Raw genomic sequence first — 20,064 nt, forward strand, 5'->3', positions numbered from 1 at the left:
CGCAACGCCGCCTGAACCTCCGGGCGGCAACAGGAATTTGGAACGCCAGATCAATTTTGAATAGGAGAAGCCGTCGATGGCCGAGGTCCTGATCTTCCACCACGCCCAGGGTCTGACCCCGGGCATGCGCGCTTTCGCAGACGAACTGCGGGCCGCCGGGCACACGGTGCACCTGCCCGATCTCTTCGAGGGGCGCATCTTCGAGAGCATCGAGGAAGGCCTCGCCTATGTCGGTGAGGTCGGCTTCGACGAGATGCGCGAGCGCGGCGTGCGCCTCGCCGAGACGCTTCCCCAAGGTCTCGTCTATGCCGGCTTCTCCTTCGGCGTCCTGCCGGCGCAGAAGCTCGCGCAGACCCGGCCCGGCGCCCGTGGCGCCCTGCTCTTCTATTCCTGCATTCCGATCAGCGGCCAGTGGTCCTTCGGCCCCTGGCCGCAACGCGTGCCCGTCCAGGTCCACGGCATGGACAACGACCCGATCTTCGTCGGCGAAGGCGACATCGACGCCGCCCGCGAGCTCGTCGAAAAGGCCGAGGACGCCGCGCTGTTCCTCTATCCCGGCGACCAGCATTACTTCGCCGACAGCTCGCTGCCCTCCTATGACGCGGAGGCCACCAAGCTGCTGACGCAACGGGTGCTCTCGTTCCTCGACCGGGTCTGAGCGACGGAACCAATCCCGTAACCGGCGGTCCCAGAAAATGCAGCTCTTCAAAAGTGCGGCGGCGACCCGGCACAGTTCCGACATTCTCTAGCCGAGCTTGGCGAGGTGCGACTTGAACGCCTCGAGGGTTTCGGCGCTCACATAGTGCTCGATGCCCTCCGCGTCGATGCGCGCCGTCTCCGGGCTGATGCCGAGCGCGCAGAGGAAGCTTTCGACGATGTGGTGTCGTTCACGGCTGCGCGCGGCGAGTTCATTGCCTCGGGCAGTCAGGAAAACCCCGCGATAGGGCTTTTGCTGGATGAACCCCTCGGCGGCCAGACGCTTGAGCATCTTGGCGACGGTCGGTTGCGCGACACCAAGCCTGTGGGCGATGTCGACCTGGCGCGCTTCGCCGCCGTCGGCGATCAGGTCGGCGATCAGCTCCACATAGTCTTCGACGAGTTCCGTCCGTCGGCTGTTGCGCGTCTGGCGAAAGCTCTCGATCTGCGTATCCGCGTCAACGAGGACGCCCTGGAAGGTCTCTGGTGTCGGCTTGATGGACATGCGATTTCCTTGATGCACTTCACAGGAAAAATCTTAGCCTTAGCTATACCATATTGCAACGGACTACAGTTCTTCACGCCGCTACAGCGCCGCGCGCCTTTTAAACCGAGGTCGATTCAAGGAGGAAGACATGCAGCAGGCACCGGGCCGCGGGTTGACAAACGACAATATAGCCATTGCTATATTCTTGTCATTGTGCTTCTATTAATCGAAATTGCTATATAAGGAGGCGATCATGGCTCGTTGGTTGCCATCCCTTCTCAGTCGACGGGGATTTCTCGGTGCTGGCCTTGCCGCCACGGCGGGGGCGGCCGTGACGGCCCGCGAGACCCTCGGCCAACAGCCGATGCCAGCCGGTCATGGCGGCCACGGCGGTTCGCCCGGACCGGGAACACCGACACGGGCCGCGCCTAATCATGCGGTTTCCCACGGCGCGATGATCACGGTCGGTGACGTCGACAATGCCCGCAACGGCTTCGATCCGACCGCGATGCTGACCGATTGGTACGCGGGCGCGGTGTCGACGCTGCCGGACGGCCGCCGACTGCGTACCTTCGAGCTGACGGCCGAGGAGAAGGAAATCGAGATCGCGCCGGGCGTGATGTTTCCCGCCTGGACCTTCAACGGTCGGGTCCCCGGCCCGGCGCTTCGGGCGACCGAAGGAGACCGGCTGCGGATCGTCTTCAGGAACTACGGCTCCCATCCACATTCGATGCACTTCCACGGCATCCATGCGGCGCGCATGGATGGTGTTCCGGGCGCGGGCGTGATCCAGCCGGGTGAGGAATTCGTCTACGAATTCGACGCCAAGCCGTTCGGCTGCCATCTCTATCATTGTCATGCGACGCCGCTCGCCAGGCACATGCACAAGGGCATGTACGGCATGTTCGTGGTCGACCCCGACCCTAACCGTCATCCCGAATTCGTCGACGTCGCCCGCTCGCGCCTGCTCGGCACGCCTGAGAACGCCGAATGGCAGGAATTGGCGATGGTGATGAACGCCTTCGATACCAATTTCGACGGCGAGAACGAGTTCTACGCCTGCAACACCATCGCCCATTGCTTCGCCAAGCAGCCGATCAAGATCGTGCGCCACCGGCCGGTCCGCATCTATCTGATGAACGTGACCGAGTTCGACCCGATCAACTCCTTCCACCTGCATGGAAACTTCTTCAATTACTTCGATACCGGAACGTCGCTGACGCCGACGCTGAAGACGGTCGATCTCATCACCCAGTGCCAGGCGCAACGCGGCATTCTCGAATTCAGCTACGCCGACCAGAACCATGAACCCGGTCTCTACATGTTCCATGCACACCAGTCGGAGTTCACCGAACTCGGCTGGATGGGCATGTTCGATGTCGTCGAGGCACTGTCATGAACGAACGTGTGACGATCGAAGGCAATCAGGCCGTCGAAACCGGGCCAAGGCGACGGAACCTCTTGTGGCTGCTGGCCCCGCTCGCGGTCCTGATCGCCGCTTTCTGGTGGCTTACGGTCGCCAACCCGCTCGCCAGCTTCAACAACGGCGCACCGCCGGTCGAGAACCTGACGGTCGAACGCACGATCCTCGATTATGACGGCTTGCGCCTTCTCGTCCGCGGCGGCGGTTCCGAGGCGATGACCATTGCGCAGGTTCAGGTGGACGCCGCCTACTGGCAGTTCGACCAGACCCCGCCCGGACCGATCGCGCGCGGCAGCTCCGCCTGGGTTTCGGTCCCGTTCCCCTGGGTGCTTGGGGAGGCGCATAAGGTGACGCTGGTCACCAATACCGGGGCAACCTTCGAGCATGAAGTCCCCGTCGCCGTGCCGACGCCGGTCGCGTCCTCCGATACCCTGACATCGCAGGCCCTGCTCGGTGCCTTTGTCGGCATCGTCCCGATCGTCATCGGCCTGATGTTCTATCCGGCGCTGCGCGGGGCCGGAGCGGCCATGATGAGCTTCCTGCTGGCGATGACGGTCGGCCTGCTCGGCTTCCTGTTCATCGATACGATCGAGGAGGCGCTCGAGTTTGCCGGGCAGTCCGCCGCCATCTTCCAGGGCTCGGCCATGGTCTTCCTCGCCGCCGCCGCGGCGTTCCTGCTGCTGATGGCCATCTCGCGACGCGAGGGTCGGCCGAGCGGTCTTGCGCTCGCCACCTACATCGCCCTCGGCATCGGGCTGCACAATCTTGGCGAAGGCCTCGCCATCGGCGCTGCCTTCGCCGCCGGCGCAGCCGGCCTCGGAACCTTCCTCGTGATGGGCTTCACGCTGCACAACATCACCGAAGGCATTGCCATCGCCGCGCCGATCCTGAAGACACGACCGCCGCTCTGGCGGTTCGGCGCGCTGGCCCTGCTGGCGGGCGGCCCCGCCGTCTTCGGCATGTGGCTGGGCAGCCTCTCCTACGCCCCGCATTGGTCGGCGCTCGCACTCGCGATCGGCGCCGGCGCAATCCTGCAGGTGATCGTCGAGGTGGCCGCAGCGATGACCCGAAGCCATGAAGGACGCCTGACGGGACTGCTGACCATGCCGGTCATGGCAGGCATGACCGCCGGCCTCGCCTTCATGTACACGACGGCGATGCTGGTGAAGATCTAAAGCATGTCGCGCAAAAGTGCGCAGCGGTTTGCGGCGGCTGCATGTCTCCTTAGATCGACCTCGATCTGAGGACGAAGACATGCAGTAAATCAAAGTGCGACAGCGACCTTTGCGCGTCTGATAAAACGCGCGGCGCTGCAGGAAAGGCGCGGAATTGCTCCGTGAATGCCACCAATCGGTCATGGTGGCCCCGGCGGGTTTGAGCCAATAGCGGACGCCGGCTCGGCTTGGGAGCAAGACCGACTTGGGGCCGGAGGCTGACCGGCCGCTTTCGGTCAGCAAGCGGCGATATGCTGCCGGTCGGCAGCCGCCCATCGAGTCAGGTAGCTTCCACAGTCTCCTGAGGCCATCGCGGAGATGGCCTATGGGTCGGGTAGCGCATCATCCTGACCCCACCCAAAGACATCTTGATGAGGAACATCGATGTCGCGAAGGCGAAACCGCGAGATTAGAAACCTCTCTACTCCTTCGTAATCCGCACTCGGCGGCCAATGAAGCTGCCAACTGCTGAGAAATGCACCGAGATAGACCTTGGCATGGGCGTGCAGCAGCTCATCGGTAAACACTGCCGGCGCGAGTGCATCGGCCTCTGTTTCGACCTTGTCCAGCAGGGCCATGCCCCGGCTCCTCAGCTCCTCGAACGCCAGACCTTCCGGCGCGTCAAGCCGAACGCCCATTGCGATGTTGCTTAAGATGCTCAGGATTTCCCAATCCTTCATTCCCCATTCATGCATCTCGACCAGTCGCGGGCGAACACCGGGATTGTGAGCAATGTCTGAAATCGTGTACTGAAGCGATGGAAGGACCTTGTCGTACCTGTTTTGCGCATCACCGAAGGCACGTTCCGACTCGAACGCTGGACCCTGTCCGTCGAACCACTGAACGCGGCGCCCGGCGCGGCTGACGAACGGACGCTCGGGATCGAGAGGCGCAACCGACAGGCGGAAAGGTTCGGCAAATAGATCCTGAGGAACAAACTCCCGGAACAGCTCCGCATAGGGCCGACCAACAAAGACTGCTTCCAGCACGGACCGGTCAAATTGCCTCGTTAAGGCCTCATCATCGAGCACGGAGCTGGCGCGCAGGATGGCAGCGAAGACCAACACAACATCGGCACTCTCCTCCGGCCCTCGGTCCCGCGACGGCAGCGTCACACGAAATGCCGCTTGCGCCTTGGTCGGCTCTTCTATTGCCAAGCCCTCAACCGCGTCAGAAACCTCAATGTTCACGGTGATGTCGACCGGGACGATTCCCAGGTCCCTCTCCGCGAAGGCGAAAACGACAAGCTGCAATTCCGCGATGATCTGCTCGGCCGGCGGGGTCGTGCGATAGTCGTTGGGGAAGACGCAAGTCCAGCGGATTCCCAGCCCCTCCCAGCGCACGCGTCGCTCGAGCCCGAGATCGCCAAACGGTCGATCGAGTAGTGCTTCCTCAAGTCCTGCCCACGCCTCCGGCCAGGTGCCACGGTTCCAAAAACCATCCGGCTCGTTCGCGGCGCTAAAAATCGGATCTCTGAGTACGGGAGGCCACTCGCCTACGAGTTCGTCTAATGCTTGGCGTGTCGTCGAACTACCCCGCTTCAGGAAACCAAGCAGGGACGCCAACTGTTCCAGATTGCTCTGCAGGCGCGGGTGCTGCTCGGTATTCAGTGGATGATCGTCATGGAGAACATGGGCTTGGATGAACACAGGAAGCAGCCGAAGAAACCCAAACGAATTGCCGGCACCGTCTTCGGCATCGAGCAGGTCGAGCAGGGCCTCGGGTTGCAAGCGACGCACGTCGTCATCCCGCTCGTAACGGGTCAGAAGCGCGGCCGTCATCGCATGGTATTTCGCAGCATAGGCGAGACCATGTTGGCAATATTGTTCGGCAAGCAGTAGCAAGATGCGCACCGTTCCCGCCAGTCGCTCGCCAGAAAACCACTTGGCTTTGGCTCGATGAAGTTCCCTGACGGCCGCCGCGGGTTCGTCCCGCTCGAGCAGCGACAGAGCTCGGTCGATGGCCTTCTCGCCGGCCGCGACGCCGCCCATGCGCTTACTCAGCAGATCGTCGGTTCGTGCGGCGAGAGCCAGCAACTCCGCATCGTCACCGCGGAGTTTGACTATCTCGACCAGCAAGTCCGCGAATGCTTCAATCGGATAAAGTGGGGCTTGCTCGGCGCTGTCCAGCATCGCGTTCCAGAATGCGATCACGGCAGAAAAGTCGGGCGCGAGGCCGCGCCCTGTAGGCGTCTGCTCCAGAAGGCCCCGCACGTGCAGCAGGCCGGCCCTTCGTCCAGGACCGATCGCTTCCTCAAGCGCTAATTGCACGGCACCTGCGAGTTTGCGCCGATGGTCATGCAGATCTGACTCGTTCACGCGGAACTGTCCCAGCCAGTACCCGCCAAACGCGTAGGTCAGTAACGTCGCGGCCGTAGTCAGATCGCCGATGTCTGTATGGACTTCCACGTCGATAAAGTAGTCGGCAACCAGATGAGCCTGAGTGGTCATGTCGCCGCGACCACGCAAGTGAGCGACCGCTATCTCATAACTGGCTGAGCGAACCAGATCGCGTGGCGCAGTCGGAACGAGGAAGGCGGCCATTCTCTCTATCCAGAAGGATAGGTCCGGCCGCGCGGTAGCCTCAAATATAGCATGACGCAGGCCCGTCTTGATCGCAACGAAGTCGGCACGGCTGACCGGAAGCACCGTCCGAGTCTTCCAGTCCTCCCTATGTCGCGCATAGCCGTCGTCCGGCCGCACCTGCGGGCTGATCTCAGCCGGGACATGCAGGAACTCCTCCGCGATCCAGAACAGGTCGGGCTCAGCCAGCCACTCTGCAATAGTATTGCCGTCGAAGATTTGGAGCTCAATCCCCATGCCGTTGGCAGCGGCTACCAGTTCCTGGCGTTTGGCAATCGCGAGGTTCGCCTCGCAGAAATAAACGATCTCGTCGACCTTTCCATTTGCGACGATCTTTTCGACATCGCCACGGATCTTTCCTTGTATGCGCTTTTCGAGACTACAGGCGAACGCAACCGCCCGATCTCGCGATGAGCGCGCCTGGAACAGCGAACCGGCCACGGGTAGCGCAATACCGGTTCGAAACGTCTCGAAATCGCGGCCTCCATCCCCACCGGCGCTGACGGGGCCGGTCGCAGGAAGGATGTTGCTGTAGATACGGGCGCGGGCCAGATGGCGCGCCAGATGCTCGAACTCGTGATGGGCGTTGCGGGACCCCAACTCGCTCAGATGAAAGCGAAGTTGGGCGGCGAGTTGAACAGGATTTACCATTTCATGCGCGTGTGCTGACCGACCACACACCCCCAAACCGACGATTTTCGCGAGTTGCGATGCGATGCGACTCGCGCTTAGGTCGAACAGATATCAACGTCCGCTATAGTGCAAGTGCGCTCTCTCGTCGGAGCGCTGCGCATGTCCGCTTATGTTAAGCGGCTATAGCCCAACTAAGGGCGGCCATGAAGGCGCAAACTCGTCCTTAAAAACCCGGGCCTCTATGGCCGCTTCGGGCCGAAAGCCGTCGAAACAACCACCGCTGACGCCGTCAGCCGAATTGAAATTGAAATCCTCCTGCAGAAAGTCCCAGGCACTGGAAATCCCACGCGAACTCACGCTAATATAACATCACCGAACAAGCTTCGGAATTTGGAATTATACTACTGCAAATCTTGAAATACTTCGGAGAAGTCGTGCTCATCTACGCGGACGAAAACCTCGAGGTCATCCATCGCCCGGGCGCCTCGCCTTACCTTCTGATCACCTTCAACGAAATGGAGATCCAGGCAAACGGCAGCCGCTACTGGGGCCAGCGCTTTTGCGAGAAGGCGGATATCGCCGCCCTCGGCTTCATCAGCCGCCGTCCCAACTGGTTCCCGGCCGCAAGCGTGGTCAAGGCGGTCGAGGTCGCGGCACCGATCCTGCGCGCGGCGCCTGAGCGCATCCTCTACGGCCATTCCCAGGGCGGTTATGCCGCCCTTCGCTACCGCCGGCGCTTCAATGCCACCACGGCCATCGCCTTCTGCCCGCAGGTCTCGATCAATCCCAAGGCCGTTCCCTACGACAACCGCTTTCTCAGGCATTTCTCGCCCGACCTGCACGCCAACATGGGCATCGCCCCCGATCATGCCGCCGGCCGCGCCTATCTCTTCTACGATCCGTTCCACGCGATCGATCGCCGGCATGCCGAGCGCATAGCGCAACTGCAGGCGGAAACGCAGCTCGTCCCGGTGCATATGACCGGTCACGGTACCGTCAGGGCCTTCACCGGAACCGAGTGCGCGCTGGCGCTGATCAATGCCTGTCGTGCCCATGACCTTGCCGCGCTGCGCTCCCTGGCCCGCTCCGCGCGGATCGAAGCGCCGATGCGCCCCTACCAGAACGCCGTCGCCGCCATGGCCCGCCACCCGGCCTGGGCTGACGCCCTTCACGCCCGCTTCGGCGATCGCTTCGCCCCGGTGGAACGGGTCAACTTCCTCTACCACCGCGCCAACCGCCACATCGGCGACGGCAATCTGATGACGGCGCGCGCCATGCTGACGGACGCACTGTCGCTGCGGCCCGACAACCCCGCCGTCAAGCATCGCCTGAAAGACCTCGACGCCCGCATCGCCCGCGAAGGAAAGCTGGCGAACGCTTCCTGAGGCGGCGGTCGATCATGCTATTAACGGAAATTTCTTTTTAATTCAGATGTGTAAGCCGCGTTTGGTGGTCTTTGCCATCTAATGCCGCAAATTCCTGCCTCTCCGGTCCTCTTATCGCCCCCTGTTCATGGAACCATGCCGCAGCGCCTTCTTCAAACTGCAGCCAACCGCTACAGTGAAAGGATGTTTGCGATGAACAGCATGGACACGAAAGAATTCATCCTCGCCGGCGTCGTCATGAAGCGCCTGCTCGCCGGCAGCCAGACCAACGGCCAGTTCTGCCTCTTTGAAAATGTCAGCGGGGGCGATACCAGGACACCGATCCACGTACATGAGGGCGACGATGAAACCCTCTACATGCTCGAGGGCGAAATGACGGCGGTGATCGACGGCACCCCGCACCGGCTGACCGCTGGCCAGAGCATCTTTCTCATGCGCGGGGTGCCGCACCAGCTGATCAATATCAGCCGACGGCCGGCGCGCTATATTCTGATCGGCACGCCGGCCATCTTCGACCGGTTTCTGGAAGAGGCCGGCCGCGAACGCCGGCCAGGCGAAGCGGCCGAACCGCCGACATCCGAGGAGCTTGACCGACTGCGCACGGCGTCGCCGAAATTCGGCATCACCCTGTTGTCCGCCTTTCCGGCCAAGGATTGACCCCGCGGTCCGTCGCCGGCGAAGGCAATTTCTGGTGGGAGGCCGGGCGATGCGCCGGTCTCGCCGGCGGGCAGGAAGCCTTGGTTTTGGTAACAACGAGCATCGCGGTGGTCCGAGGAAAAGCCCACGCCACGCCGATATCGGCCGTTCGATTTTCGGGTTATCATCGCCCGAATGGAGCCAGACCTACTGCATGTCTCCCTAAATCGACCTCGATTTGAGGACGTGCCGAAAATCAAAGCTCTACAGCGGCCTTTGCGCGTCTGACAGGGCGCGCGGCGCTGGAGGTGCTGTCGTCGAAGACATTTCAGGAGCGACCGACCATGACCCGCGATCAGATGATTGCCCACCTGCGCGCCGCCGATGACGTCGCGCGCGCGGCAGCTGAGCACGGCCATCATCCTTTCGGCGCGGTCCTCGTCGGCCCCGACGACCGCATCCTGATGCGCCAGGGCAATATCGACACCGTGCATCACGCCGAGACCGAGCTCGCCCGACGCGCCGCGGCCGCCTATCCGGCGAAATTCCTCTGGTCCTGCACGCTGGTTTCGACCGGCGAGCCCTGTGCCATGTGCACCGGCACGCTCTATTGGGCCAATATCGGTCGCCTGGTCTATGGCTTCGAGGAGGAAAAGCTGCTGGCCGAGACCGGCGACCACCCCGAGAACCCGACCATGAACCTTTCATCGCGCACGGTGCTTGCCTCCGGCCAGAAGCCGATCGAAGTCGTCGGCCCCTTCCCCGAGATCGAGGACGAACTGCTCAGCCCGCATCGGACTTTCTGGCGGCGCTGACGCGCCCCTTCCGCTCGCCATGCGAAGGCCGGGAGCCCCCGCGGAAACCCCCGCACCTTACCGGACGAGCAAAAGTGCTGTAGTCCCTTGAATTGCCGCATGTTTTGTCCGTTCGTCGGCTCCGACCAAAGGACAGACAGGCAGTCGTTGCCGGGCTACCCTGCATCGAGGGCCGAGGGCGTACCGGCAGCCGCCCCGTGTCCGGCTTGCGGGCCGATCCGTACCTCACGCCCCCTCCTTCTCCCGCGACAGCCCCAGGTGCCAGTGCAGCTCGGTCAGCCCGCGCTTCAGCCAGGCAAGCTGCGGCTCGGGCATGGTGCGCAGCATCTCGTAATCCATGATGCAGACGTTGAAGACCGTCGTCTTCACCTGCGGTCCGTCCTTGAGTTTCAGCAGCACACCTTCCAGTTCCATCATCCGGTTCGCCGCCTGGCGGGCGCTCCTGGCGCGCTCGGCGCTGGTCTCGCCGGCAAAGCCCTTGACGCTGAAGAGCGACTGCGCCCTGACACTCGGAAAGGGAATGCCGGTGAGGCTGTAATAGCGCGCCATCTGCCGGGCGTACTCGTCGCCGGCCTCGCGCTCATGCGCCGTCAGCTTGCCGTCGAGGAACATGCGGCCGAGCGTGTAGCCGGCAAAGGGGCTTGCCGCGTCGACGTCGCGCCTGCCGGAAAAATGCAGGCGCCTGCGCGCGTCGAGCGCCACCGCGCGCGCCTCCCGCTCGGTCTCGCCGTGCTTGATCTGCCCGCCGGGATAGCGCGCCACACCGGCCTTGCGTGGCCGGCCCGCCCGGCTGGCGCGCTTGATGCGGATGCGTTCTGCCTTGGATGTCATCGTGTCGTTTCCTCGTTTCATTCGCTCATCATGGCCGCCGGCCGGCATCGCCCGGCCCGGCGTGGATGCAGGATCGGTTAAGAATTGGAAGGTTGCCGCTGGCGACTGGCGCCGCGCCTGGTGACCGCATGCAGCACCGACGTATGGTCGCGGCGGAAGATGCGCCCGAGCGCCGGCAGCGACAGGTCCTTGCGCTCCTCGTAGACGGCCGCCATGCAGCGATGGCGCGGCTCGACCAGGCGCCGCTCGCGGCCGACGCCGATGATCTCCTCCCAGGTGACGCCGGGATAGGCGCCGAGCACGTCCTTGATGATCTCCCGCACCGGCCGCCGGCCGAAGAGATCGCCGCCCGCCGCATCCGCCGCCCCGCAGATCACCCGCGCCTGCGAGAGAAGCCGCGCCTCCGCGTCGGCAAGCGCCAGTTCCAGCTCCGCGATCCGCCGCGCCTGCGCCCGCACCTGAACCGCGACGATGCCGGCGAGATCCTCCAGGCTCGCGACGGGTGCCGCCTCCCCGTCGCCGGCCGCGGCCGTCCCGGTCAAACCCGTGGCCTGCGCGTCGCCCGGCCCCGCCGCCCCGTCTCCGGTCGTGTCGTCCGCCGACGTCCTACGCCTTCCGAGAGCGCCGGCGCCGGGCTCCTCTCCACCGCGCCGCCGGCGCCCCCTGCCGGCGGCAGCGGCACCGCCGGCGACACCATCCGCCCCGGGCACCGCCCTCACCCTCGCCGCGACATCGCCCGCGGCCCAACCGGCGGCCACCTCACCCGTTGCCAATTCCGCTGCCTCAGGCTGCATGGTGGATCTCCCTGGTTGCAGGTGTGCTTCCGTTCTGGCTGGCGGCCTTGGCTGCTGCATGGGTCTCGCGAAACGCTTCGAGCCGCGCGCGAACACGGGCGCGGCTCGCCTCGGACCGGCCGCCACTCAGGCTGTCGAGGGCGGCGACCGTCTCGCGCTTGCGGGCAAGCTCCGCCCGCATGCTCAGCGCCTCCGCCCTTGCCAGTGCCGCCAGCACCGGCGGCTTCGGGATCGTGCCGAGCAGCACGTTGACGTCGGCGGCATAGTCGCCGCGGATCAGCTTCTGCGTCGCAGCCGCCAGCCCACAGCCCGGCACGCCGGCGAGCGCGTAGTGGTAGACGGCGAGGATCTTCTTCGGCTCGATCCCCGGCGGCATGGTCATGCCGGCCGTCTGCATCGCATCGAGGCTGCGCAGCACCATTGCCTCGCCTGCCGGCGCCAGCCGTTCAGTGAGCGCGGTAATCTCCCGGCTCAAGGTCGAAAGCCGGGCCTCCGCCGGCAAGGTCATCATCTCCGAAAGCGTCATTGTCCCGGTTTCCTTTGAGTTCGTTTTCAATGGCTTGCCTGCATTCCCGCTGGTGGCGGGCAAAGGCGGTCTCGTGCGGCGGCGCCTGCTGGCGAGAGCCGCGTCGCGGCGGTCCGGCATCCCCGGCCGGGTTCCGCGCACCCGGCGGGCCCGAGGCGCGGGGCGGAAGCGCCGGCCGGCCGGCATTGCGCATCCAGTTCCGCCACGTCGCCGCCCAATCGAGCTTGGTGGCATTGCGGCCGGCTTTGGCGGTCCAGTAGTCGCGAAACTTGTCGAATTCGATCGCCGCCTCGGCCGATCCGAAACCGAGCCCGGCGGCGAAGTCCCAGTCGGGCTCGAAGGTCGCGGGCAGCCGGCTGGCCCTGCGCTGGCCCCGCGGAGCCCACGCCGCATCGGCTTCCTGCCGGTGAAGACCAAGCTGATCGCCGCCGCCTTCCGGAGTCGTGTCGGGAGAGTTAATTTCTTTAGGGGGTGCGGGGGAGCTTTCTTTATCAGAGAGGGGGGCGGCACCGGTCGCCGTGACATCGCGTGACGTCACGCGCGCCCGATGACGCTGCTGCCGCTCGCGATCGCTTGCCCGGCGCCGCTCGATCTCCGACTGCTGTGCGGCCTCGGCGGCGCGCACGGCGCCAAGGATCATCTCCGGCGATGCGCCGGACTGGACCAGGGCTTCGACGATCGCGGTGATGCGCATGGTCGCTACTCCCCGCTCGGCCGGGTCAGTCGGCATGCGGCCGCGACTGCCCCGCCGCGTGCCGAAACGGCGGCGCAACGGGGCCGCAGCGAAACCGGCCGGGCACCACCGCCCTCGCCTTCCCGGGCAAGTCCGCCCTGCCCTGCAACCCTTTTGAGACCGTCCTGCACCATGCCTTCTTCCCATGCGTTCGCGTTTGGCCGCTCCGTCTGGCACGGCCATTCCATCGCGCTCCCTGCGCGCCAATGCAGCTATTTCCTCGCCGCCGCCGGCGAGCCGCTTCCGGTATCCGTCGCAGATGGGCGAACACCGTTCATTTCCGTTGACATCCTATTCGTAGTAGGATTTCCTAGATTCATCAAGAGGAAATTTCCTATTGGACGTCAGAAACGGAATCTGGGATGCCAGTGCCATGGACGAATTGCGCCGCCTCATCCGGGAAGCAGTCGAAGCGAAGAAGACGACCTACAAGGATCTGTCGATCGCGATCGCGAAGAACCATGCCTATATCCAGCAGTTCGTCGAGCGCGAGACGCCGCGGGAACTGCGCGAGCGCGACGCCCGCACGATCGTCGACCTGATCCAGGGCGCACCGGCCGCCGGCGAAGCGCCCATGAGGCGCGCGCCCGGCTTCGCGCCGCAGATCGTGCCAGGCGAACAGCTCGTCGGCCATCGTGACCTGCCGATCTTCGCCGCCGCGCAAGGCGGCGACGGCCACGTCATCGTCACCTTCGATGCGGTCGAATATGTCAAGCGCCCCTCGGTGCTCGAGGGCGTCAGGGGCGCCTACGGCATCTACCTCACCGGCAGTTCGATGATCCCGGCCTATGAACCCGGCGACATGGCGCTCGTCCACCCGCATCTGCCGCCAGCGCGCGACAAGGATGTGGTGCTCTATCACGTGCCGCCCGCCAACGATGCCGAAGCGATCATCAAGCGGCTGGTCTCCTTCAACGACCGCGAATGGACGCTCCGGCAGTACAACCCCTTCCTGGAGTTCACCGAGAGCCGGGTCGAATGGTCCTTCTGCCACCGGGTCGTCGGCAAATACAGCGCCCGGTAGCCCGCCAGGCCGGGGCGGAAATATTCCTGCCTATTCAAGGCGTTATGTCATTCACCAGCAAATGATGCGAACCTCGATGATCGCATAGGAGAAAAACGACAGGCGACCGGACCTGGCTGGCACCCCCTATCGCCGACAGGGACGGGAAATACGGTGCCTAACGCTTGTTCCCGTCGATCAGTGTTTGCCAGGCACGTGAAGATGCTGTCGCTATGCAATCATTGTTTGTCCAGGTGAACGACGTGGCTAAAAGCTGATGGTAACCTCGCGATTAGGGGGATTAATGCTGTTGGCTTGAGGTCAAAGCTTGGTAGCTGTTCCGGTAAAGCCCAACGGAATTCCAAGTCGGCATTCCCGTCACGGCTGCGGTGGACAATGGCGTTCTGAACAAAAGGAGGCGGTGAGTGCAACTGCACATCGTAGTAAAAGCCTAACTCGTGGGCTTTCTTGCCGCCCAACTCAAAAAAGTTTTCGATCAATAGCCGCAGAGGGCCCACAACTGAGGTGCTCCCGAGTTCCTCTTCGACTTCTCGCGACAGAGTTTCGGCTGATGCTTCGTGAAACTCTACCCTACCGCCAGGAAGCGCCCAAAATGGATCGCTGACGGAGCGATGGATCAAAATATGCCCTTCAGCCCAGATAAGCGCCGCCGCCCTGAATTGGAACCGAGACGGCCCATTATCCAAAACGATCATGGTTCTGTCGTTCATATTGGTGCCTTTCACATTTTCCACGTTAGCCTGCTATCGCAGCTACAAAGGCATGTTTGCAATGGACTAACTGCGGACGACGATCTCCTGCGTCCTCGCCGGCCGATTAGAGAAGCGCCGTCCGTGCCACGGCGGCTTCGCTTCGTAACCACGGAGCCCACCGCCGCGGCACCTCACGCCGCCATCCCCTCCTCGATCTCCATCGGCAGGTCGCCCGCCATGAAGAGCACCCTTGCATCCTCGAACTCCCCGGTCGCAAGATCGCCCGAACGGCTGAAGGCGACGACGCCCACCTTGGTTGCCGCCAGCCTTTCAGCCAGCCGCACCGCATGCTCGGCCCCGGTTGCCTGCACCGGATTGTCGGCAAGGAGCGCCCCGCGGCTCCCCAGCGTGAAGCTCTGAACGACGAAATAGGTGATCATCCCATGTTCCTTTCCGCCACCTGGAATGGCGGCCCCAAGGTGGCGCAATCGTCAGAACAAAACAAGAACAAATAATCGCCTATCGACAGCTCGGCGCGGCAGCCGCGAAGAAAATTCCTGCCGGCGGTGCCTTTCCTATTGACCACGAAATAGGAATTTTCCTATATTCCTGCAAAGACGAAACCGGAGGGACCGACGGCAGCCCGAAAGGGCCGCCCGTGCGCACCTCGAACGGACCGAGGTGAAGGATGCCTGACGTGCTGATCGCGGACGCCATGAAGGGCAGCGCGCCGTTCCTCCAGGGACGCGAGATCATTCTCGCCGTCATGACGCTCGGCGCCGGCTGGTTTTGCGAAGAAACCGACACTGTCGGCACCACCTACAGGACCGCTGCCGACTGGCTTCGGACCCATGATGGCGAGCATGTCTCAAGGCTGATCCGCTTCGACCTCGACGCGCTCCACGGCGAGGACGTCACCGAGACGGTCGCCGACGCCTGGCTCGACGGCTACGACCAGACCCCCGAGGAGGAACACAAGCTGCCGGCCTTTGTCCGCACCTCCGACGCCTGGGACCGATGGTGCGCCGATTTCGCGGCGCAGCGGCCACCCTACAGCCAGGCCGCGCACGGCACGCTCAACCACCGCCAGCAGTTCGGTTGCGATCTCGGATGACCGCGACGCTCGACAAATCCGCCCTCTTCGCCGCCATGGAAGCCTTCTGGGAAGCCGAAGGCGGCAACGAGCATGGCGTGGAAGCCGCGATATCGGCCTATCTGCAGCGCCTGAACCTCACCGCTTTCAACGACATGGCCACGCGCAAGCGCGCCGAACTGGCCGCGGCAACCGCCCGGCCTTCCGGAGCGCCACGCGTCTCATGAGACATGACGGCGCACGCTCGCGGGAATTGCGACGCAGCAAAAATACCCAAATTTGGCAATCATCATTAATTTGCAAAAATGCTAATAAAGCGGGCGGGGAGCACAAAGAGGAGAGATTCGATGCCGCGTCTTGCCCATCTCTATTTCAAGACCGCAATCATTTTCCTGATCATCGGCCTCATGATCGGTCTGCACATGGCGATCAGCCAGGATCATGCCGCCACGCCGGCGCACGCCCATACGAACCTGCTCGGCTGGGTCACGATGGCGATCTTCGGTGTCTACTATGCGCTCAACCCGGCCAAGGCCGAGCGCCGGCTGGCGATGATCCAGTATTACGTCTACACGTCAGGCGTCGCCGTGCTCGTTCCCTCGCTCTATCTGATGGTCACCGGCAGGCCAGAGATCGAACCCATCGTCGCTGCAGCCTCGATCGTCGCCTTCATCGGCGTGCTGCTCTTTGCCGTCGTCATCTTTTCGAGCGGCGAAACGGTTGCCCAGCCGAGCGCATTGCGGCCGCGATAAAGCGCGCCGAGCGCCGAACGCGCAACCACTGGGCCAGGGCAATACAGGAAAGACCGGAGAACCTTTCCTGTACGGCATCCGTCCGCCCTCGAGCAATTCCAGGAAAAATGTGATACGGTTTTCCGTCCGGAATTGCGTAATTTCAAAAGGTTAGATCCTTTCACTGTTTCCATGAAACAGTGAAATGATCTAACAAACGGCGAAAGACGAGCACGACGGAAATTGCCCGCCCCCCGCTGCTTCTCGGGATTTATTTTGGCAAGCGTACCGGAATCGCCGAATCTGGCCTTCCCCCGGCTGCCGGATGCGCGTTAGCTTCCGTACCGCGCAGTACGTTCTTTCTGGACTGCGCTTCCCCGCACCCCGAGCCATTTTGGGTGCCTGCTTGCCCCGCCCTCGTGCGGGGCCTTCTTTTTCGAGCGTATGTAACGGCAACTCCACCGATCTTGACCTCAGTCGACCTTGAACACGGCGTCGCCGACAAAGACGATGACATATTGCCCGCCTTCGCCCTCGCGCGCCCAGCGCCGCAGCGTCTCGGCATAGGGTGCCTCTTTCCAGATCTCGGGAAAATCCGGATCGACGAGCACGGTGACCTGCGGCCCCTGCCGATAGATCATCATGCGTGAGCGCGCCGGGTCCCAGGCGTCGCAGAGCGCCTCATCCGTGCGCCAGAGGCAGAGGAAATCGCGGCAGAGCTGCGGCCGCTGCGCGTAGATCCGGCACCCCTCACCGTCGACACAGTGCCGGCACCAGTCGTTCGCCGGCTTCGCCAATGCGTCGATATCGGGCAGCCGGCAGCAAAGGGTGCAGGTGCCGCAGGCGCGCTCGCCGAGCGGCGTGGATGTCGAAGAGGCCGGAGTGATCATCGGCGGACGCTGTAGCACATTGGCCCTGTTCAGGCGAATCAGGCGAACCGATCGGCAGTCCCGCATCACGCCGACCCGGGCGCGGGCATCACGCCGCCGCCGACAGCGCCACGCGCCTGATCAGACGATCAAGGGAAACGTGCGGTAGCATCACGAACGAAGGCATCGCGCGCATGCTTGCGCGGCGGGGAATTTCGACAGCGCCTCGACCGCGGCGGATGCGCGGTCGCGACGAGGGAGCGCCTTAGCGGATGCGCGGGCAACCGCGGCGGTTGGCGAGATCGATCCTGGCGTATTCACCACGCCGTCCGATGCCTTCGACGACGATCCGGTTGCGGCTTATGCCGGCGATCTCGGGATCGCGCATGCCGTAGCCATAGGCGCGGCGAATGGCCTGGCGGGGGGTGCATCCGCGCCGCGGTCTATAGTAGTAGTCGTCATCGTCATCATAGCGGCGGTAGTCGCGATAATCGCCGTCGTCGCCGCGCGGGCCGATATAGAGGTCCAGCGACTGCGCCGGCGATACCGAAGGCAGCGCAGTGACGGCGCCTACGGCGATCACGGCCATGGCCAGAAGCTTGCTTATCGTGTGTGTCATATCTTTCTCCTCCACCCGCTACCCGTTGAGTGGACCCCAAGGTTAGCGAAGTGAACATGAATGCAGGAGTAACAAACGACCCGCCAAAAAGTTGCGCGGTCGCCTTGGCGGCATGGGAAATCGGCTGGTTTCAAGCGCGATTCCGGTGGAAATGGAAGGTCTTGCGGTCGGTCTCGCCCTGCCGGAAGCCCTTGGCCGCGAGAATCGCCTTCAATTCCTCGACCTTCGCCTCGCCGATGATATGCGGGTGCAGTTCCACCAGGATATCCCTGACCGAGCCGAAATCGGCGACGCGCAGCAACTCGTCCTCGCTGCCTTCCACGTCCATGATCAGCACGTCTGGACGATAGGTTCCAAGAACCTCGGAAAAGACGTCGCTTTCGATCTCCACCTTCGCGCCCGGAAGCTCTCGGTCATAGGCGCTGGAGGAAATGATGTTCTCGCTGCGGAAGAAGGAGATCTTGCGCCCGTCGGCCGTCATCGCCTTGAGCCGCAAGGCGGGCTCGAGGCCGTTCAGCCGGAAGTTCTCGCGGATCAGCGGCTCCAGCGTCGCGTTGGCCTCGTAGGTCAGCACGTTCGAGGCGCCGCAGATCCTTGCCGCAAGCAGCGCGATGAAGCCGACGCCGGTTCCGACCTCCAGCACCTTCGAGCCGGGCTTCAGCAGCCGAAGCAGGATGTTGCGCTCCGTGTCCTCGTAGACCTCGCGGTACATCAGGTCGCGCACGACGGCCGGAACACGCGCCTCGTCGGACACCAGCCGGATGCCGTCGATCGTCACCGTGCGTGCATTGGTGAGATAGCGAAATTTCTTCCGAATCGAACGAAGAAGGCGTTTCATGCTCTGTCCCAAGGATTTTCTCCCCGCCAGTTAGTACGATTTTGCGCCCTGCGTAAGAGGGTTTGCATAGTCTCGACATCTGATGCACCGCCGGCCGCCACATCCGGAACGATCGCATTCCGCATTTGCTTCACCGGCGTTTTTGATCTAAGCCCCCGCTATATTATGTATGAAGAATACATATCGGAATCGGAATGAAAGCCATTACCTATCCTTTCAGGGATCAATCCGACGCCGAGATGATCGCGGACCGAAACCTCTTCGATCGTCTGATCACCTGGTATGAATCGGCCAAGGTGGAGCGTCGCGAACGGTCGGCGGGCCGCGACGTGGAGCTGCGCTGCGTCAGCCCGCTCGGGCAGACGTCGCTCTATCCCGATGATCTTCCACTGGTTTTCCTCACGCGCAATGACGCCAAATTGATGCCCGGCTTTCTCGCGCATTACCGGTCGTTGGGCGTTACCCGCTTCATCGGCGTCGACGATGCCTCGACCGACGGCACGCGCGAATATCTGCTGGACCAGCCGGACGTCGACCTGTGGGCGTCGGCGCTGCGCTACAAGGAGGCCCGGCGCGGCCGCCTCTGGCGGGAGGCGCTGTTTGCCCTCTATGGCGGCGACCGCTGGTATGTGAACGTCGATTCCGATGAATTCCTGGTCTACGACGATTGCGAGAACCGCACCCTGTGGTCGGTCATCCATGCGCTGGAGGATCTGCAGATTTCGCGGCTGCCGGCGCCGATGCTGGACATGTATCCGGTCGATCTCGACGCCGCGGACGTCAGTCAGCTCCAGACCCGCGCGCCCTGGGAAATCGCCGACCATTTCGACAGCGGCGGCTATTCGCTGGCGACGACCCGGCGCGCCATCACCGTCAAGGGCGGCGCGCGCCACCGCGAGTTCGAGGCGGACCTGGAACTGATCAAGTATCCGCTGATCTTCTGGGACGAGGACTGTTGCTTCGGCGCCAGCATCCATCAGCCGCTGCCCTATGAGCGCAATTTCGCCTCGGTGCTCGGCGCTCTCCTGCATTTCAAGTTCTTCGCCGACTACGAGAAGGTCTTCGAGGACGCGGTTGCCGACGGACAATATTTCGATGGCTCGGCGGCTTACGCAAAGATGACGCAAGCGCTCGCCGACACCGGCGCGCTGCAGCTCTTTTCCCAATCCTCGGTGAAGTTCGACGGCTCGAAGCAGTTGCTGCGGCTCGGTTTCATCACCCCCGTGCCCTACTGCATGTCTCCTTAAATCGACCTCGATTTAAGGACGAGGACATGCAGCAAATCAAAGTGCTACAGCGACCTTTGCGCGTCTCATAAGACGCGCGGCGCTGTAGCGCGCCGCCGGCGGCAAGCGCTGAGGCCCGCGCCGCATCCGGCAATGCCTCTGCCCGCGCGATAAACGGCGCGCCCCGGTCGCCGCGCAACCGCATCGTCGGATTTTC

The 20,064-nt window shown here is 63.3% G+C and carries 22 protein-coding genes; 11 read left to right on the top strand and 11 right to left on the bottom strand.

The features are described 5' to 3' along the window. The first annotated feature begins 76 nt into the window (after nt 1-76). Complete coding sequence (locus AC0C6X_RS23070; protein ID WP_472955371.1) at nt 77-658, top strand: dienelactone hydrolase family protein; 582 nt, start codon at nt 77-79, stop codon at nt 656-658. 87 nt (nt 659-745) lie between these two features. Here AC0C6X_RS23070 and mntR read toward each other — a convergent pair whose 3' ends face one another. Then, the gene (gene mntR, locus AC0C6X_RS23075) at nt 746-1,201 is read right to left on the bottom strand and encodes a manganese-binding transcriptional regulator MntR (RefSeq protein ID WP_173516938.1); all 456 of its coding nucleotides are present in this window, start codon (nt 1,199-1,201) and stop codon (nt 746-748) included. Nucleotides 1,202-1,436: 235 nt separating this feature from the next. Between mntR and AC0C6X_RS23080 the strand changes: the two genes are divergently transcribed. Continuing rightward, nucleotides 1,437-2,582: a multicopper oxidase domain-containing protein gene (locus AC0C6X_RS23080; protein ID WP_472955373.1), complete on the top strand. Its 1,146-nt coding sequence runs from the start codon at nt 1,437-1,439 to the stop codon at nt 2,580-2,582. Next, on the top strand, nt 2,579-3,781 hold the full coding sequence (locus tag AC0C6X_RS23085) for a ZIP family metal transporter (RefSeq protein ID WP_472955375.1): 1,203 nt from the start codon (nt 2,579-2,581) through the stop codon (nt 3,779-3,781). The genes AC0C6X_RS23080 and AC0C6X_RS23085 overlap by 4 nt, the downstream gene beginning before the upstream one ends. Nucleotides 3,782-4,143: 362 nt before the next feature. On the opposite strand, the gene AC0C6X_RS23090 is transcribed toward AC0C6X_RS23085, so the two are convergent. Further along, nucleotides 4,144-7,053, bottom strand: a complete 2,910-nt coding sequence (locus tag AC0C6X_RS23090) for a hypothetical protein (RefSeq protein ID WP_472955377.1) — start codon at nt 7,051-7,053, stop codon at nt 4,144-4,146. 416 nt (nt 7,054-7,469) lie between these two features. On the opposite strand from AC0C6X_RS23090, the gene AC0C6X_RS23095 reads away from it, so the two are divergent. The 3 genes from AC0C6X_RS23095 (at nt 7,470) to AC0C6X_RS23105 (ending at nt 9,871) form a co-directional block, all read left to right on the top strand. Then, the gene (locus AC0C6X_RS23095) at nt 7,470-8,420 is read left to right on the top strand and encodes an alpha/beta hydrolase (protein ID WP_472955379.1); all 951 of its coding nucleotides are present in this window, start codon (nt 7,470-7,472) and stop codon (nt 8,418-8,420) included. Nucleotides 8,421-8,612: 192 nt separating this feature from the next. After that, complete coding sequence (locus tag AC0C6X_RS23100) at nt 8,613-9,077, top strand: cupin domain-containing protein (protein ID WP_173516942.1); 465 nt, start codon at nt 8,613-8,615, stop codon at nt 9,075-9,077. Between the two features lie 323 nt (nt 9,078-9,400). Further along, nucleotides 9,401-9,871: a nucleoside deaminase gene (locus tag AC0C6X_RS23105; protein ID WP_173516943.1), complete on the top strand. Its 471-nt coding sequence runs from the start codon at nt 9,401-9,403 to the stop codon at nt 9,869-9,871. A gap of 225 nt (nt 9,872-10,096) precedes the next feature. On the opposite strand, the gene AC0C6X_RS23110 is transcribed toward AC0C6X_RS23105, so the two are convergent. The 4 genes from AC0C6X_RS23110 to AC0C6X_RS23125 all read right to left on the bottom strand — a co-directional run bounded on the left by AC0C6X_RS23110 (nt 10,097) and on the right by AC0C6X_RS23125 (nt 12,716). Beyond that, nucleotides 10,097-10,702 carry a hypothetical protein gene (locus tag AC0C6X_RS23110; RefSeq protein ID WP_173516944.1) on the bottom strand — a complete coding sequence of 202 codons (606 nt, stop codon included), beginning with the start codon at nt 10,700-10,702 and terminating at the stop codon, nt 10,097-10,099. Between the two features lie 77 nt (nt 10,703-10,779). Then, nucleotides 10,780-11,244 carry a helix-turn-helix domain-containing protein gene (locus tag AC0C6X_RS23115; RefSeq protein WP_210266553.1) on the bottom strand — a complete coding sequence of 155 codons (465 nt, stop codon included), beginning with the start codon at nt 11,242-11,244 and terminating at the stop codon, nt 10,780-10,782. Nucleotides 11,245-11,485: 241 nt separating this feature from the next. Continuing rightward, on the bottom strand, nt 11,486-12,022 hold the full coding sequence (locus AC0C6X_RS23120) for a hypothetical protein (protein ID WP_472955382.1): 537 nt from the start codon (nt 12,020-12,022) through the stop codon (nt 11,486-11,488). Beyond that, entirely contained in the window at nt 11,943-12,716 is a 774-nt protein-coding gene (locus tag AC0C6X_RS23125; RefSeq protein WP_247960267.1) for a hypothetical protein, read from the bottom strand. Before AC0C6X_RS23125 ends, AC0C6X_RS23120 begins: the two co-directional genes overlap by 80 nt. A gap of 412 nt (nt 12,717-13,128) precedes the next feature. Here AC0C6X_RS23125 and AC0C6X_RS23130 point away from each other — a divergent pair, with 412 nt between their 5' ends. Continuing rightward, entirely contained in the window at nt 13,129-13,779 is a 651-nt protein-coding gene (locus AC0C6X_RS23130) for a S24 family peptidase (protein ID WP_210266437.1), read from the top strand. 218 nt (nt 13,780-13,997) lie between these two features. Here the strand turns inward: AC0C6X_RS23130 and AC0C6X_RS23135 are convergent, their stop codons facing one another. Together AC0C6X_RS23135 and AC0C6X_RS23140 are read right to left on the bottom strand one after the other, a co-directional pair. Continuing rightward, nucleotides 13,998-14,513, bottom strand: a complete 516-nt coding sequence (locus tag AC0C6X_RS23135; protein ID WP_472955386.1) for an NUDIX hydrolase — start codon at nt 14,511-14,513, stop codon at nt 13,998-14,000. Between the two features lie 149 nt (nt 14,514-14,662). After that, nucleotides 14,663-14,911, bottom strand: a complete 249-nt coding sequence (locus AC0C6X_RS23140; protein WP_173516948.1) for a hypothetical protein — start codon at nt 14,909-14,911, stop codon at nt 14,663-14,665. Between the two features lie 257 nt (nt 14,912-15,168). On the opposite strand from AC0C6X_RS23140, the gene AC0C6X_RS23145 reads away from it, so the two are divergent. From AC0C6X_RS23145 to AC0C6X_RS23155, 3 genes are all read left to right on the top strand, one after another. Next, nucleotides 15,169-15,585, top strand: a complete 417-nt coding sequence (locus AC0C6X_RS23145) for a hypothetical protein (RefSeq protein ID WP_173516949.1) — start codon at nt 15,169-15,171, stop codon at nt 15,583-15,585. Then, nucleotides 15,582-15,791, top strand: a complete 210-nt coding sequence (locus AC0C6X_RS23150) for a hypothetical protein (RefSeq protein ID WP_173516950.1) — start codon at nt 15,582-15,584, stop codon at nt 15,789-15,791. Before AC0C6X_RS23145 ends, AC0C6X_RS23150 begins: the two co-directional genes overlap by 4 nt. 120 nt (nt 15,792-15,911) lie before the next feature. Next, entirely contained in the window at nt 15,912-16,316 is a 405-nt protein-coding gene (locus AC0C6X_RS23155) for a cbb3-type cytochrome c oxidase subunit I (RefSeq protein WP_247960194.1), read from the top strand. Between the two features lie 452 nt (nt 16,317-16,768). Here AC0C6X_RS23155 and AC0C6X_RS23160 read toward each other — a convergent pair whose 3' ends face one another. The 3 genes from AC0C6X_RS23160 to AC0C6X_RS23170 form a co-directional block, all read right to left on the bottom strand. Next, the gene (locus AC0C6X_RS23160) at nt 16,769-17,185 is read right to left on the bottom strand and encodes a hypothetical protein (protein ID WP_173516952.1); all 417 of its coding nucleotides are present in this window, start codon (nt 17,183-17,185) and stop codon (nt 16,769-16,771) included. Nucleotides 17,186-17,429: 244 nt separating this feature from the next. After that, nucleotides 17,430-17,783, bottom strand: coding sequence for a hypothetical protein (locus AC0C6X_RS23165; protein WP_173516953.1), 354 nt, complete (start codon nt 17,781-17,783; stop codon nt 17,430-17,432). A gap of 130 nt (nt 17,784-17,913) precedes the next feature. Continuing rightward, nucleotides 17,914-18,621, bottom strand: coding sequence for an FkbM family methyltransferase (locus AC0C6X_RS23170; RefSeq protein WP_173516954.1), 708 nt, complete (start codon nt 18,619-18,621; stop codon nt 17,914-17,916). Between the two features lie 269 nt (nt 18,622-18,890). On the opposite strand from AC0C6X_RS23170, the gene AC0C6X_RS23175 reads away from it, so the two are divergent. Next, nucleotides 18,891-19,868, top strand: coding sequence for a glycosyltransferase family 2 protein (locus AC0C6X_RS23175; protein WP_173518153.1), 978 nt, complete (start codon nt 18,891-18,893; stop codon nt 19,866-19,868). Nucleotides 19,869-20,064 lie beyond the last annotated feature (196 nt).

The organism is Ensifer sp. VA4 (assembly GCF_055710065.1).

Excerpts from the sequence above, each read along its gene's own strand:
- AC0C6X_RS23070 (WP_472955371.1), top strand. The coding sequence starts at position 77 with ATGGCCGAGGTCCTGATCTTCCACCACGCCCAGGGTCTGACCCCGGGC.
- mntR (WP_173516938.1), bottom strand. The coding sequence starts at position 1,201 with ATGTCCATCAAGCCGACACCAGAGACCTTCCAGGGCGTCCTCGTTGAC.
- AC0C6X_RS23080 (WP_472955373.1), top strand. The coding sequence starts at position 1,437 with ATGGCTCGTTGGTTGCCATCCCTTCTCAGTCGACGGGGATTTCTCGGT.
- AC0C6X_RS23085 (WP_472955375.1), top strand. The coding sequence starts at position 2,579 with ATGAACGAACGTGTGACGATCGAAGGCAATCAGGCCGTCGAAACCGGG.
- AC0C6X_RS23090 (WP_472955377.1), bottom strand. The coding sequence starts at position 7,053 with ATGGTAAATCCTGTTCAACTCGCCGCCCAACTTCGCTTTCATCTGAGC.
- AC0C6X_RS23100 (WP_173516942.1), top strand. The coding sequence starts at position 8,613 with ATGAACAGCATGGACACGAAAGAATTCATCCTCGCCGGCGTCGTCATG.
- AC0C6X_RS23105 (WP_173516943.1), top strand. The coding sequence starts at position 9,401 with ATGACCCGCGATCAGATGATTGCCCACCTGCGCGCCGCCGATGACGTC.
- AC0C6X_RS23110 (WP_173516944.1), bottom strand. The coding sequence starts at position 10,702 with ATGACATCCAAGGCAGAACGCATCCGCATCAAGCGCGCCAGCCGGGCG.
- AC0C6X_RS23120 (WP_472955382.1), bottom strand. The coding sequence starts at position 12,022 with ATGACGCTTTCGGAGATGATGACCTTGCCGGCGGAGGCCCGGCTTTCG.
- AC0C6X_RS23125 (WP_247960267.1), bottom strand. The coding sequence starts at position 12,716 with ATGCGCATCACCGCGATCGTCGAAGCCCTGGTCCAGTCCGGCGCATCG.
- AC0C6X_RS23130 (WP_210266437.1), top strand. The coding sequence starts at position 13,129 with ATGGACGAATTGCGCCGCCTCATCCGGGAAGCAGTCGAAGCGAAGAAG.
- AC0C6X_RS23140 (WP_173516948.1), bottom strand. The coding sequence starts at position 14,911 with ATGATCACCTATTTCGTCGTTCAGAGCTTCACGCTGGGGAGCCGCGGG.
- AC0C6X_RS23150 (WP_173516950.1), top strand. The coding sequence starts at position 15,582 with ATGACCGCGACGCTCGACAAATCCGCCCTCTTCGCCGCCATGGAAGCC.
- AC0C6X_RS23155 (WP_247960194.1), top strand. The coding sequence starts at position 15,912 with ATGCCGCGTCTTGCCCATCTCTATTTCAAGACCGCAATCATTTTCCTG.
- AC0C6X_RS23160 (WP_173516952.1), bottom strand. The coding sequence starts at position 17,185 with ATGATCACTCCGGCCTCTTCGACATCCACGCCGCTCGGCGAGCGCGCC.
- AC0C6X_RS23165 (WP_173516953.1), bottom strand. The coding sequence starts at position 17,783 with ATGACACACACGATAAGCAAGCTTCTGGCCATGGCCGTGATCGCCGTA.
- AC0C6X_RS23170 (WP_173516954.1), bottom strand. The coding sequence starts at position 18,621 with ATGAAACGCCTTCTTCGTTCGATTCGGAAGAAATTTCGCTATCTCACC.